This window comes from Pseudomonas sp. SORT22, assembly GCF_018417635.1.
Taxonomy (GTDB): domain Bacteria; phylum Pseudomonadota; class Gammaproteobacteria; order Pseudomonadales; family Pseudomonadaceae; genus Aquipseudomonas.
Map to the genome: position 1 here is coordinate 2,211,322 of NZ_CP071007.1, position 15,786 is coordinate 2,227,107.

The 15,786-nt window shown below is 64.9% G+C and carries 2 protein-coding genes; both read left to right on the forward strand.

All coding sequences use genetic code 11. The annotated features are described in order from the left end of the window. A complete protein-coding gene (locus tag JYG36_RS10365) occupies positions 1–12,372 on the forward strand; it encodes a non-ribosomal peptide synthase/polyketide synthase (protein ID WP_213603817.1) in 12,372 nt (4,123 codons plus the stop codon). Next, complete coding sequence (locus JYG36_RS10370; RefSeq protein ID WP_213603818.1) at positions 12,372–15,785, forward strand: non-ribosomal peptide synthetase; 3,414 nt, start codon at positions 12,372–12,374, stop codon at positions 15,783–15,785. Before JYG36_RS10365 ends, JYG36_RS10370 begins: the two co-directional genes overlap by 1 nt. Position 15,786 lies beyond the last annotated feature (1 nt).

Here is a 15,786-nt window from a genome sequence, read left to right on the forward strand (position 1 = left end):
ATGCTTGAGCAACGAATGCTGGCGCTGGCTGAGCGCTTCACCCGTTTTTCCGCTGCTGAACGGCGCGCCTTGCAGGCGCGCATGCTTGAGCAAGGCCTGTCGCTGGAAAGCCTGCCGATTCCCCGGCGCGAAGACCCCAGCGAGGCGACGCCCGCCTCGCATGCCCAGCAACGGATGTGGTTTCTCTGGCAACTGGAGCCGGACTCCACGGCCTATAACCAACTGGCCGTGCTGCGCTTGCGCGGACAGTTGAATGTCGAAAGCCTGCGGCAAAGCTTCGAGGCGCTGGTGACCCGCCATGAAGTCCTGCGCACCCGTTTTGTGCTGCAGGACGGCCAGGTGTTGCAGCAGGTCGAGGCCGTTGCGCGCTTTGAACTGCAACTGCTCGACTTTAGCGGCGAGAACGGCCAGGCACTGGCGGATCAGGAGATTGAACGCCAGGCCCGGCAAGCCTTCGACCTGGAGCAGGGGCCGTTGCTGCGGGCCACGCTGCTCAGGCTGGATGCCGAGCAACATGTGCTGTTGTTCTGCACCCATCACATCGTTTGTGATGCCTGGTCCCTGCCGATTCTGGTCGAAGAAGTGACCCACGGCTATGCGCGCCTGGTCGCGGACGCCGAGCAGGCCGTACCCGCGCCGCTGGCCGTGCAATATGCCGACCATGCACGTTGGCAGCGCCTGTGGCTGGACGCCGGTGAAGCGCAACGGCAGCTGGCGTACTGGAAAGCCAACCTTGGAGAGGAGGCGGTCAACCTCGAGCTGCCCCTCGATTACCCACGCCCGGCGTCGCGCAGTGCACGTGGCGCACGGGTGCCGATTGCCTTGTCCGAGAGCGTTTCGCAAGCGGTGCGCGCATTCGCCGCGAGCATGGGCGCGACGCCGTTCATGGTGCTGCTGGCATCGTTTCAGGCGGTGCTGCATCGCTACAGCGGCGCATCGGATATCCGCATTGGCACGCCGATCGCCAATAGGACACGGGCCGAGGTCGAGCCGCTGATCGGTTTCTTCGTCAATACCCAGGTACTGCGGGCACAGGTCGATGGGCAGATGTCGTTCGTCGAGCTGGTGCAGCAGGCCAAGCAGCGCGTGCTCGAGGCCCAGGCCCATCAGGACCTGCCGTTCGAGCACCTGGTCGATGCCTTGCAGCCGCAGCGCAGCCTGAACCAGAGCCCGCTGTTCCAGGTGATGTTCAACCACCAGGTGGCGCAACCGGCGGTTGACCAGTGGCGCCTGCCGGGATTGACCGTCGAGGCGCTCGATCGAGGCAGCGACACGGTGCGTTTCGATCTGACCCTCAACACCGAGGACCAGGGCGGGATACTCAAGGCGTCGCTGGCCTATGCCTGTGACCTGTTCGAGCCAGCCACCATCGAGCGGCTCGGCGAGCACTGGCGTTACCTGCTTGAGCGCTGCCTTGCCGAGCCGCACCAGCGCCTGGCGGAACAGTCGCTGTTCGACGATGCCCAGACTCGTCAGTTGCTCGACGCCTGCAATGACCCGCAAGCCAGCGTCCCGGCTTGCCTGCTGAGCCTGATCGCCGAGCAGGTCGCAACCCGGCCCCAGGCAACCGCGCTGGTGTTTGCCGAGGCGACCTTGAGTTATACGCAGCTCGACGCCCAGGCCAACCGGCTGGCGCAGCGCCTGCGGGCGTCGGGGGTTGGGCCGGACGTTCTGGTGGGCATCGCCGTCGAGCGTTCGATGGCGTTGGTCGTGGCCGTGCTTGCCGTGCTCAAGGCCGGTGGCGCCTATGTACCGCTGGACCCTGAGTATCCGCGCGAGCGCCTGGCCTACATGATCGAGGACAGCGGTATTGCCCTGCTGCTGAGCCAGGCGCCGGTGCTCGCGCGCCTGCCCGCCGACCTGCCGTTGCCTGTGCAGTTGCTTGACGATCCGTCTCTGGAGCAGTGTAGCGACCAGCCTTTGCCGATTGTGCAGCAGGCCGAGAACCTCGCCTACCTGATCTATACCTCCGGTTCCACCGGCCGGCCGAAAGCGGCGGGTAATCGCTATGGGGCCTTGAGCGGGCGCTTGCAATGGATGCGCGATACCTATGCCATGAGCCCCGCAGACGCGGTGCTACAGAAAACCTCAAGCAGTTTTGATGTCTCGGTCTGGGAGCTGTTGCTGCCGTTGACCTGTGGTGCGCCGGTGGTGCTGGCGCAACCGGGCGACCAGCGAGACCCGGAGCGTTTGCTGGCGCTGATCCAGGCTCATCAGGTCAGTACCTTGCACTTTGTTCCCTCGATGCTCCAGGCGTTCATTGAAACCCCTGGGCTTGAAGGCTGTACGTCGTTGCGCAATCTGTTCAGTGGGGGCGAGGCGTTGTCCCGCGAGCTGCAGCACAAGGTGCTGCAACGCCTGCCCCACGTAGCCTTGTACAACCGTTACGGGCCCGTGGAGGCGACCATCAATGCCAGCCACAGCCAACGCGCAACCGCCAGCGATACACGGGTAGGCATTGGCCGGCCGCTGATTGATACCGCCTTGTACGTGCTCGGTGGCGGTCTTGAGGTGCTGGCCCCGGCGGCCATCGGTGAGCTGTACATCGGCGGCGCGGCGCTGGCGCGTGGTTATCACCGCCGCCCTGGGCTGACGGCCGAGCGCTTTGTCCCCGATCCGTTCGGCCGCAGCCCGGGCGCACGCCTGTACCGCAGCGGTGACCTGGTGCGGCGGGGGGCTGACGGCGAATTGCAGTTTGTTACCCGTATCGATCACCAGGTGAAGATCCGCGGCATGCGTGTCGAACTGGGGGAAATCGAGTCGCAGTTGCTGGCCCTGGCACCGGTGCGCGAAGCGGTGGTGCTGGCCGTTGACGCCAGCCTTGGCAAACAGCTGGTTGCCTACGTGGTCGCCGACGCTGGCACCCCGCCAAGCCAGCTGCGCGAGCAATTGCAGGCAGTGCTGCCGGACTACATGGTGCCCGCGCACGTGGTGCTGCTTGACCAACTGCCCGTGACGGCCAATGGCAAGCTCGACCGCATGGCCTTGCCGCAGCCCGGCCTGGAGCGCGCGCAGGAAGATTATCAGGCACCGGCCAATGAGCTGGAGCAGCGCATTGCAACGATCTGGGAGGCGGTGCTCAAGCGCCAGGCCATTGGTCGTCAGGACAACTTCTTCGAGCTCGGTGGCGACTCGATCATCTCCATTCAGGTGGTGAGCCGCGCACGCCAGGCCGGCATTCATTTCACCCCGCGCGATCTGTTCCAGCAGCAGACTGTCCAGGGCCTGGCCAGTGTCGCCCGGCTGGGTGGTGTGCAGCGCTTCGAACAAGCGCCGGTGGTCGGTGAGGTGCCATTGCTGCCGATTGCCCAGGCGTTTTTCGAGCAGTCACTGCAGGCCCCTGGGCACTGGAACCAATCGGTCCTGCTGCAACCGCGAGCGCCCTTGCAAGCCGAGCTGCTGGAGCAGGTGCTGCAAGCGCTGGTGGTGCATCACGATGCGCTGCGCTTGAACTTCCAGCGCCAGGCCGACGGTAGCTGGCAGGCCACCTACGGTGCGTTGACGCGCCTGCCAGCGGCATTGCTGTGGCAGGCTGACGTGGCGGATGAGCAGGCCCTGACCGCGCGCTGCAACGAGGTTCAGCGCAGTCTGGACTTGCAGCACGGGCCGCTGCTGCGCGGGTTGCTGGCAACCTTGGCCGATGGCTCGCAGCGGCTGCTGCTGGTGGTTCACCACCTGGCGGTCGATGGTGTGTCGTGGCGCCTGTTGCTCGAGGATATCCAGCAGGCATACCAGCAGCTGATGGCTGGCCAAGCGCTGCGCTTGCAGGACAAGACCAGTTCGCTCAAGGCCTGGAGCGAGCGTTTGCAGGTGCGAGCCCGCGAGCGGCGCATGGACACCGAGCTGGCTTACTGGCGTGAGCAGTTGAGCTGCGCCAACGACTTGCCATGCCGTGACCCGCAGGCGAGCCTGTTGGCCAGTCACGCCCGCAGCGTCCAGACCCGGCTCGACAGCACCGCGACGCGCCAGTTGCTGCAACAGGCGCCTGCTGCCTACCGTACGCAGATCAACGACTTGCTGCTGACGGCCCTGGCCCGTGTCATCAGCCGTTGGACCGGCGACCGGCATACCTTGATCCGCCTGGAAGGCCACGGCCGTGAAGCGCTGTTTGACGATATCGATCTGAGCCGGACCCTGGGCTGGTTTACCAGCGTGTTTGCGCTGCGTCTGACGGCTTGCGACGACCTTGGGCAATCGATCAAGCAGATCAAGGAGCAACTGCGCCAGGTGCCTGACAAGGGCATCGGCTACGGTCTTCTGCGCTATCTGGCCGATGAGCCGACGCGCCTGCAGTTGCGTGGCCTGGCGCAACCGCGGATCACCTTCAACTACCTGGGGCAGTTCGATGCCAGTTTTGCCGATGGGCAAGGCCTGTTTGTCCCCAGTACCGAGGACAAGGGCGAGGAGCGCAGCCCGCAGGCACTGTTGAGCAACTGGCTGACCTTGAACGGCCAGGTCTACGCGGGCGAGCTCAGCCTGGAATGGACTTTCAGCGAGCAGATGTTCGACCGCGCGCAGATGCAGGCGCTGGCCGATGAGTATGCCGACGAGCTGCGCAGCCTGATCAGCCATTGCTGTGATCCACGCCACCGTGGGGTTACCCCGTCCGACTTCGCGCTGGCGCGCTTGAGCCAGGCGCAACTGGACCGGCTGGCGTGCAATGGCGCGGATATCGAGGACCTCTATCCACTGTCGCCGATGCAGCAGGGCATGTTTTTCCACTCCCTCTATGAGCAGGGGTCGGGTGACTATATCAATCAGTTGCGCGTGGATATTCGCGGGCTGGATCTGCAGCGCTTCCGCGATGCCTGGCAGGCGTGCCTGCAGGCCCATGAAGTGCTGCGCAGTGGTTTTATCTGGCCTGACGATGCCGACACACCTGTGCAAGTGGTGCTCAAACAGGTCGAGCTGCCGTTTGAGGTCCTTGACTGGCGCGGGCGGCCGGGCAGTGCCCAGGACCTGCAGGAATTGGCGGACACTGAGCGCGCACGGGGTTTCGAGCTGAGCTGCGCGCCATTGCTGCGTTTGCTGCTGGTGCGTAGCGGCGAGCATGACTATCACCTGATCCACACCAGTCATCACATCCTGATGGACGGCTGGAGCAGCTCGTTGCTGATGGGCGAAGTGCTCCAGCGTTACCGAGGGCACGCCGTGCCAGCGCGGCCTGGGCGTTATGCCGATTACATCGGCTGGTTGCAGGCGCAGGATGATGCGCGCAGCCGCGTGTTCTGGGAGGCGCAGTTGTCTGACCTCGCCGCGCCGACCCTGCTGGCACCAGCCCTGGCTGGCGCGCACGGGCAGGCCGCTAGCGGTCAGGGCCAGTACCAGGCGAGCCTGACGCCGGCGCAAAGCGCTCGCTTGAGCGAGTTTGCCCGGCAACAGAAAGTCACCCTCAATACCCTGGTACAGGCAGCCTGGCTGGTATTGCTGCAGCGCTATACCGGCCAGCCTTCCGTGGCATTGGGTGCCACGGTGGCGGGGCGGCCGGCGGAGCTTGCCGGCATCGAACAGCAGGTTGGCCTGTTCATCAACACCCTGCCGGTCATTGCCAGCCCGGCTGCAGAGCTCAGCGTCGGGCACTGGCTGCAACAGGTCCAGGCGCAGAACGTGGCGCTGCGTGAACATGAGCAGGTGCCGCTGGCCGATATTCAGCGGTGGGCTGGACGGGCGGGCGAGCCGCTGTTCGACAGCATCCTGGTGTTCGAGAACTATCCTATTGCCGATGCGCTGCAACAAGGTGCGCCTGAAGGGCTGCAGTTCGGCGAGGTGCAGATGCAGGAGCAGACGCACTTTGCGCTGACCCTTGCGGTGGGGCTCGGCGAGGTGCTGACCTTGCAGTTCAGCTACGACCGGGCGCTGTGCGATGACACTGCGGTGACGAACCTGTGCGGCCATCTGACCCAACTGCTGCAAGGCTTTGTCGAGCAGGTCGATCAGCCGCTTGGCCAGTTGCCGATGCTGGGTGAATGCGCGCAACGCCAGGTTATCGACGGCTGGAACCATACCGCGCAGCACTATGCCGACTCGCGCTGCGTGCACCAGGTGATTGCCGACCAGGCCCAGCGCACGCCCGCGGCCACTGCCCTGGTCTTCGCCGGTCAGGCCATGTCCTACGCGGCGCTGGAGCTGCAGGCCAACCAATGGGCCCAGCGCCTGGTTGGCGCAGGCGTGGGCCCGGAGGTGCTGGTCGGCATCGCTGCCGAACGCAGCCTGGAAATGGTCGTCGGCTTGCTGGCGGTGCTCAAGGCCGGCGGCGCTTATGTGCCGCTGGACCCCGATTACCCCGCCGAACGCCTGACCTACATGATCGAGGACAGCGGTATCGGGCTGTTGCTGACCCAGTCGGCACTGCTCGAGCGCTTGAGCCTGCCGGGCAGTCTGCAGACCTTGCTGCTGGACCGGCCCGAGGCACTGACGCCCGCCAAGGGCATGGCGCCAGTGCCGTGCACGCCTGATGCGCAGAACCTGGCCTACGTGATCTATACCTCAGGCTCGACCGGCAAACCCAAGGGCGCCGGTAACCGCCATGTGGCCCTGAGCAACCGCCTTAACTGGATGCAACAGGCTTACGGCCTGACACCTGACGATGTTGTGCTGCAGAAGACCCCGTTCAGTTTCGACGTCTCGGTCTGGGAGTTCTTCTGGCCGCTGATGTTCGGTGCCCGCCTGGTCATTGCCGAGCCCGGCGATCATCGGGATCCTGCAAGGCTGGTTGCTTTGATCCGCAACCAGGGCGTCAGCACCCTGCATTTTGTGCCGTCCATGTTGCAGGCGTTCATGCAGGACGAGGCGGTGGCCTGTTGTACCTCGCTCAAGCGGATAGTCTGCAGTGGCGAAGCACTGCCGGTGGATGCCCAGGCGCAAGTTTTTGCCCTGTTGCCCGGTGCGGCGCTTTACAACCTGTATGGGCCGACTGAAGCGGCCATCGACGTCACCCACTGGACCTGCCGGGAAGAGCCGGGGGACAGCGTGCCGATCGGTGAGCCGATCGCCAACCTGCAAACCTGGATTCTCGATGCGAGCCTGCAATTGCTGCCGGCGGGGGTGATAGGCGAGCTGTACCTTGGCGGCGAAGGCCTGGCCAGGGGATATCATCTGCGTCCAGGACTGACCGCCGAGCGTTTCGTCGCCAGCCCGTTCGACGCTGCTCAGCGCCTGTACCGCACCGGTGACCTGGCGCGCTACCGTGCCGATGGGGTGATCGAATATGCCGGTCGCATCGACCACCAGGTAAAAATTCGCGGGCTGCGTATCGAGCTGGGCGAAATCGAGGCACGCCTGGTCGAACACGCGTCGGTTCGCGAGGCCGCGGTGCTGGCGGTGGGCGACAACGCCGCCCAACGCCTGGTGGCCTATGTGGTACCGAGCGCGGACTTTGCCAGCGCCCAGGCCGAGCAAGGCACCTGGCGCCAGGCGCTGGACCAGCACTTGAAGGCAAACCTGCCCGACTACATGGTGCCCGCTCGCATCCAGTTGATCGAGCGGATGCCACTCAGCCCCAACGGTAAACTGGAGCGCAAGGCCCTGCCTGCGCCTGACCTGGAACCGAGCCAGCAGTACGTGGCACCGGTGGCGGAGCTGGAGCGGCAGATTGCCCAGATCTGGCAAAGCGTGCTCAAGTGCGAGCGCGTCGGTTTGACCGACAACTTTTTCGAACTGGGCGGTGACTCGATCATTTCCATCCAGGTGGTCAGCCGCGCGCGTCAGGCGGGTATCCATTTCACCCCCAAACAGCTGTTCCAGCATCAGACCGTGCAAAGCCTGGCGGCGGTTGCGGCAACCGGCGCCGCGGCCCTTGAGATCGATCAGGGGCCAGCCAGCGGGCGGGTGCAGTTGCTGCCGATCCAGGCGCAGTTCTTCGAACAAGACATGCAGACACGCCAGCACTGGAACCAGTCGGTGCTGCTCAAGCCCGCCGAACGCCTGCAGGCGCCAGCACTGGAGCAGGCCCTGCAAGCGCTGGTGCAGCATCATGACGCGTTGCGCCTGAACTTCAGCGCGGCAGACGGGCAATGGCGGGCCGATTACCGCAGCCTGCAACAACAGGCGCAGCACTGGCGGCGCGAAGGGCTGCTGTGGCAGGCAAGCGTGCACGACCAAAGCGAACTGGCCGCAGCCTGTGAACGGGCCCAGTGCAGCCTCGACCTTGCACAGGGGCCGCTGCTCAGAGCGTTGCTGCTCGACCTGCCTGACCAGCAGCAGCGCTTGCTGCTGGTCATCCACCACCTGGTGGTGGACGGGGTTTCCTGGCGCATCCTCTTTGAGGACCTGCAGGCAGCCTACGCCAGTGCCCTGGCGGGCACGCCCGGCAACCTGCCGGCCAAGACCAGTTCGGTGCAGGCCTGGGCGGCACGCTTGCAGCGCTATGCCCAAAGCGAGGCCGTGCGCGGGCAGGTCGACTACTGGCAGGCGCAATTGTCGGTGGCGGGCAGCGCGCTACCCTGCGACGATCCGGACGCCAGCCTGCATAGCCGTTACGCCCACAGCGTGGTCACTCGCCTGGATGCCGGGCTCACCCGGCAATTGCTGCAAGTGGCGCCGAATGCTTACCGGACGCAGGTCAACGATGTGCTCCTGGCGGCGCTGGCGCGGGTCATCGCGCGCTGGAGCGGGCAGGCCGATACGCTGATCCAGCTGGAAGGGCATGGCCGCGAAGACCTCTTCGATGACATTGACCTGACCCGTTCGGTTGGCTGGTTCACCAGCCTGTTCCCGGTGCGCCTGAGTGCCCGTGATGACCTGGGCGCGACCCTGAAAACCGTCAAGGAGCAGTTGCGCGCGATCCCCGACAAGGGGCTGGGCTATGGCGTGCTCGGCCATTATGGTGAACCAGGCGATCGCGCCCGGCTCACAGGGCTGGCGGTGCCGCGCATCACGTTCAACTACCTGGGCCAGTTCGACAGCAGTTTCACCGACGACGCGGCACTGTTCACCCCGACTGGTGAGGCGCGGGGGGCCGAGCAGGGCGCTGATGTTCCACTGGCCAACTGGTTGATGCTCAATGGCCGGGTGTTTGATGGCGAGCTGAGTATCGGCTGGACGTTCAGCACGCAAATGTTCGCTGCCTCGACGGTGCAGCGCCTGGCCGATGACTATGAGCAGGAACTGGCAGCGCTGGTCGCCCATTGCTGTGACCCACGCAGCCAGGGCGCCACGCCATCGGACTTTGCCCTGGCGCAACTGACTCAGGCACAGCTCGATCAGTTGGACCTGAGCGCAGTCGAAGACCTCTATCCGCTGTCACCGATGCAGCAGGGCATGTTGTTCCATGCCCTCGATGGTCGCGAGCAGGGCAGTTACGTCAACCAGATGAGCGTCGAGGTTTTCGGCCTTGATGTAGAGGCTTTTGCCGCCGCCTGGCAGGCCACTGTGCAGGCCCACGACATCCTGCGAACCCGTTTCATCTGGCAGGGCGTTGGCGCACGTCCCTTGCAGGCAGTGCAAGCATCGGTGGAGGTGCCCTTTACCGTTCTTGACTGGCGTCAGCGTGCCGACCTGGACGAGGCGCTGGGCGCGCTGGCGGCCAGTGAGCGCAAGCGCGGTTTCGACCTGGGCTGCGCGCCGCTGCTGCGCCTGCATGTGGTGCACTGCGACGGGCAACGCTACCAGCTGATCTACACCAGCCACCATATCCTTATGGACGGTTGGAGCAATTCACAACTGATGGGGGAGGTGCTGCAACGCTATCGTGGCGAGCAACCGGCTGCGCTGCACGGCCGTTACCGTGACTATATCCAGTGGCTGCAGGCTCAGGACGAGCAGGCCAGTGAAGCGTTCTGGAAAGCGCAACTGCAGGACCTGGTCGGCCCAACCCGGCTGGCCGCAAGCACGGCACATGACGCTGGCAACCGCCACCAGCGCGAGTACCGGCACGTGCTGGAAGGCTCGCGCAGCCAACGCTTGCATGGGTTTGCCCGCGAGCAGAAGGTGACCTTCAACACCCTGGTTCAGGCCGCCTGGGCACTCTTGCTGCAGAGTTATAGCGGCCAGCAAACGGTCGTGTTCGGTGCCACGGTAGCCGGACGTCCGGTCGAACTGCCTGATGCCGAACGGCAGATGGGGTTGTTCATCAATACCCTGCCGGTTGCCACCACGCCGCGCCCGGAGCAAAGCGTCGGCAGCTTCCTGCAGGCGCTGCAGGCGAAAAACCTGAGCCTGCGCGAGCATGAACATACCCCGCTGTTCGACATTCAACGCTGGGCCGGACACAGTGCTGAATCGCTGTTCGACAACATTCTGGTGTTCGAGAACTACCCGGTGTCGCAGGCCCTGGAGCAGGGCGCAACCCAGGACTTGCGTTTCGGCCGGCTCAACAGCCACGAGCAAACGCACTACCCGCTGACCTTGCTGGTTTCGACGGGCGAGGAGCTGGTGCTGCAGTTCAACTATGCCTGCGCGTTGTTCAGCGATGCCCAGATCGAGCGTATCGCCACCCACCTGGACAACCTGCTCGAGCAACTCTGCCAGGCGCCGCAACGGGTCCTCGGCGAGTTGGACATGCTAACCGGCAACGAGCGCGGGCTGCTGCTCGAAACCTGCAACAGCAATACCCTGGCCTTTGCTCACCAGCGCTGTATCCATCAGCATATCGAAGCGCAGGCCGCGCGCAGGGCTGACGCAACAGCATTGATCGACGGTCAGGCGCACATCAGTTATGCCCAGTTGAACCAGCGGGCCAATCTTCTGGCCTGTGCCTTGATCGAGCTTGGCGTGGGCCCCGAGGTGCGGGTCGGCGTGGCGATGCCGCGCTCGAGTGAAATGCTGGTGGCCTTGCTGGCGGTGCTCAAGGCAGGTGGTGCGTATGTGCCGCTGGACCCCGACTACCCGGCCGAGCGTGTGGCCTACATGCTTGAAGACAGTCGCGCCCGCGTCCTGCTGAGCCAGCAGCAGGTGCTGGAGCACCTCAGCGTGCCCGCCAGCGTTCAGGTCGTGCCGGTGGAGCGTGGCTATGGCGAGCAGGCGGCGACCACGCCTGGCAACCCGCAGACAGCGGTCTCGGCGCAGAACCTGGCGTATGTCATCTATACCTCCGGCTCCACCGGCAAACCCAAGGGCGTGGCGATTACCCATCGCAACGTCGGCGCACTGATTCAGTGGTCGCAGCAGGTTTACAGCCAGGAAGATATCCAGGGTGTGCTGGCGTCGACGTCGATCTGCTTCGACCTGTCGGTGTGGGAGCTGTTCGTCACCCTGGCCAATGGCGGTCAGGTGATCATGGCGCGCAATGCCCTGGAGCTGCCGACGCTGGCGGCCCGCGAGCGGGTACGTCTGCTCAACAGTGTGCCCTCGGCAGTCGCGGCCCTGCAGCGTGCCGGGCAGATTCCGCCGGGCGTGCGCATCGTCAACCTGGCCGGCGAGCCGCTCAGGCAGGCGCTGGTGGAGCAGCTGTATGCCAGCGGCACCATCGAGCACGTCTACGACCTGTACGGACCGTCGGAAGACACCACCTACTCGACCTGGACGCGCCGTCACCCTGGCGGCACACCGAGTATCGGCCGGCCGTTGGCCAACACCCGCGCCTACGTCGTCGATGGCCGCTTGCAGCCGACCGCCCTTGGGGTGGCCGGCGAGTTGCTGCTGGCCGGCGACGGGGTTACCCGTGGCTACCTGTTGCGCCCGGGTCTTACCGCCGAGAAGTTCGTGCCGGATCCCTTCGGTGTGCCCGGCGCCCGCCTGTACCGCAGCGGTGACCTGGTGCGCTACCGCGACGACGGCGAGCTTGAGTACATCGGCCGCCTGGATCATCAGGTCAAGGTCCGCGGGTTCCGCATCGAGCTGGGCGAAATCGAAGCACGCCTGCAGGCCCTGGCCCAGGTGCGCGAGGCTGCGGTACTGGCGCTGCAGGGGGCGCGGGGCGCGCACCTGGTGGCCTACCTGGTGGTGGATGGCGACCTCGCGCCAAGCGCCTACGCCCAGGCCGGCGAAGCCATCAGGCACGCGCTGCGAGCCGACCTGCCCGACTACATGATTCCAGCCCACGTGCTGTTCCTTGAACAGTTGCCGCTGACCCCCAACGGCAAACTTGACCGCAAGGCGCTGCCGGCAGTCGACAGCCAGGTTGGCAGCAGCGAATTCATTGCGCCAGGCACTGAGCTGGCCTGTCAGGTGGCGCAGATCTGGCAGCAGGTGCTGCAGGTCGAGCGGATTGGCATGAACGATAACTTCTTCGAAATGGGCGGTCACTCCTTGCTGGTGGTGAGCGTCGTGTCGCGAATTCAACTTGAGCTTGGTATGAAACTGACAGCGCAAACGGTTTTTCAATTCCCGGTCCTCGGCGCCTTGGTCGCCGAGCTGGAACAGAGTGGGTGTTCGCTGAACAGTGACAAACTCAGCAGGCTCGATGCGTTGCTCGACGAAATGGAGGCCATCTGATGGATCAGCAGGTCGCCTTGAAGATTGCTCAGCGTTTCATTCTTCTGCCGCTGGAAAAACGCCGGCTGTACCTGGAAAAAATGCAGGCAGAGGGCATCTCGCCCGCCAACCTGCCGATACCGCGGGTGAGCGACGAGTTCGAACAACTGCCACTGTCTTTTGCCCAGGAGCGCCAGTGGTTTCTCTGGCAACTGGACCCTGACAGCGCCGCCTACCACATCCCCACCGCGCTGCGTCTACGTGGCCCGCTGGACATCGCCAGCCTGCAGCAGGCCTTCGACCTGCTGGGCGCGCGGCATGCCACATTGCGCACGCGGTTTGTCCAGAACGCCCAAGGTGGCACTTGCCAGGTCATTGATGCCCAGGCCAATTTGCGCATTGCGGTGCAGCCGTTGAGTGTGCCACCGGGGCAGTCGGCCGAGCAGGCGCTCAGGCAGTTCATCAGCGCCGAAACCGCGCAGCTGTTTGACTTGCGCCAAGGGCCCTTGTTGCGGATCAAGCTGCTGACCCTGGGCAACGACGATCACGTACTGGTGCTGACCCAGCATCACATCGTCTCGGATGCGCGCTCCATGCAGGTCATGGTCGAGGAGCTGGTGGCCCTGTACAGCGCCCGCTTGCAAGGACAGCCTTGCAGCCTGCCGGCAGTGGCGCTGCAGTACAGTGACTATGCGATCTGGCAGCGGCACTGGATGCAAGCTGGTGAGCGCGAACGCCAACTGGCCTACTGGCTTGAGCAACTGGGCGATCAGCAGCCGGTGCTGGCGCTGCCCACCGACCGGCCGCGCCCGGCCAGCAGGAGCTTTCGCGGTGCACGTGTGGAGATACAGCTGGACAGCGACCTGAGCCAGGCACTGCAAGGGCTGGCGCGACAACAGGGTGCAACGCTGTTCATGCTGTTACTGGCATCGTTCCAGGCGCTGCTGGCGCGCTATAGCGGCGAGCGGGATATTCGCGTCGGAGTACCGGTGGCCAACCGCAACCGCCCGGAAACCGAGCGCTTGATCGGCTTTTTCGTCAATACCCAGGTGCTGCGTGCCGAGGTTGACGGGCACCTGCGTTTCAGTGAGCTGCTGGCCCAGGTTCGCGAGCGGGCGCTGGGCGCCCAGGCGCACCAGGACCTGCCCTTCGAACAACTGGTCGAAGCCCTGCACCCGGAGCGCAGCCTGAGCCATAGCCCGTTGTTCCAGGTGATGTTCAATCACCGCAGCGATACCCCGGGCGCGGCGCCTCAGGCCGCGCTGGCCCTGCAGGTCGAGGCGGTTGGCCAGGACAGCCAGGATGCACAGTTCGACCTCACCCTGACCACCCATGAATCCGCGCAAGGCATTGGCGCCAGCCTCAACTACGCTACGGACCTGTTCGACGCGGCCACCATCGAGCGGATGCTCGGGCATTGGCAAGCGCTGCTGCGGGCGGTGGCCGCTGACCCGCAGGCACGTCTGGGCCAGCTGGCGTTGCTCGACCCGGCGCAACAGCAGTCAACGCTGCGCTGCTGGAACCCGGCGCCGCAACAGTTCCCTGTGCGCCACTGCATCCATGAACTGTTCGAAGCCCAGGTCGAACGCAACCCGGATGCGCTGGCGGTGTCGCGCGGTGAGCAGTGCTTGAGTTACGGCCAGCTCAACAACAGCGCCAACCAGCTGGCCCATCGGCTGATTGCCATGGGGGTGGGGGCCGATGTCCGGGTGGGCCTGGCGGCGACCCGCGACCTGCCGATGATCGTCGGCCTGCTGGCCATCCTCAAGGCCGGTGGCGCCTATGTTCCGCTCGACCCCAACTACCCGCAGGACCGCCTGGCCTACATGATGCAGGACAGCGGCATGTCGATGTTGCTGGCGCAGGAGCAATTGCTGGCGCAGCTGCCGGTGCCGGAAGGCGTACCAACCCTGCTGCTGGACGTGGCGGATGACGGTGATTGCAGCAACCCGCAGCTCACGCTCGACCCGGACAACCTGGCCTATGTGATCTACACCTCGGGCTCGACCGGGCTACCGAAGGGCACCTTGCTGGCGCATGCCAACGTCGTGCGTCTGTTCGCGGCCACCGAGCAGTGGTTCGCCTTCAACAGTGCCGATGTGTGGAGCCTGTTTCACTCATTCGCCTTCGATTTCTCGGTGTGGGAAATCTTTGGTGCCTTGCTGCACGGCGGCCGGCTGGTCATGGTCGACCAGGACACTGCCCGCTCGCCCGAGGCGTTCCTGGCGCTGCTGCAGCGCGAGCGGGTCACGGTGCTCAACCAGACCCCCTCGGCGTTCAAGGTGCTGGCCCAGGTTGCCTGCGCCGCGCCCGCCGGGACGCTGGACCTGGCCTTGCGCTATGTGGTGTTTGGCGGCGAAAACCTCGAGGTCAGCAGCCTGGCGCCGTGGTTCGAGCGCTTTGGTGACGAGGCACCGCGCCTGATCAACATGTATGGCATCACCGAGACCACGGTGCACGTGACCTATCGACCGTTGTCCAGGGCTGATCTGGGCAGTGCCCAGGGCAGCCCCATTGGCGAACCGATTGGCGACTTGTCCTGGTACGTGCTCGATGGCGACCTCAACCCGGTACCTCACGGCTGTGTGGGTGAGTTGTATGTCGGGCGCGCGGGGCTGGCCCGTGGCTATTTGAATCGCGGTGGTTTGAGTGCCAGCCGCTTTGTTCCCGATCCGTTCGGCAACCCCGGCGGGCGTCTCTATCGCACTGGAGACCTGGCGCGCTTCACCGCCAGCGGCACGGTCGAGTATGCCGGGCGTGCCGACCACCAGGTGAAGATCCGTGGTTTTCGCATTGAGCTGGGGGAGGTCCAGGAGCGTTTGCAAACCCTGGCAGAGGTCGACCAGGCCCTGGTGCTGGCGCACCAGGGCGTGGCTGGGCAACAACTGGTGGCCTACCTGATCGCTTCGCGCGCGGACATCGCCCTGGCCAGCGCCGAGGATCAAGCTCAGGCCGTGGAGCGTTTGCGCGGCTTGTTGTTGCAGGCGCTGCCCGAGTACATGGTGCCGACCCACATGGTCTTCCTCGCGGCGTGGCCGTTGACCGCCAACGGCAAGCTTGATCGCAAGGCCCTGCCGGGGCCGGGCCAATTGCAGGGATCACGCCGCTATCGCGCCCCGCAGAGCGCGCTCGAGTTGCAACTGGCAGCGGTTTGGCAAGAGGTACTGCAGGTGCCCCAGGTTGGCCTCGACGATGACTTCTTCAGCCTTGGCGGGCACTCGCTGCTGGCCACCCAGGTGATTGTCCGCATCCGTGAGCAGGTGAACCTCGAAGTGCCGTTGCGTGAATTGTTTCAGGCCCGCGACTTCAAGGCTTTCTGTGCGCTGGTGGCAACGCTTCAGGCGCAGAGCTCGCCGCTGGAAGACGAATTGGCTAAATCTCTGCAGGCCCTCAAACGTTTAACTGGAGATGAACTTGAAAAGCTAATTTCCTAAT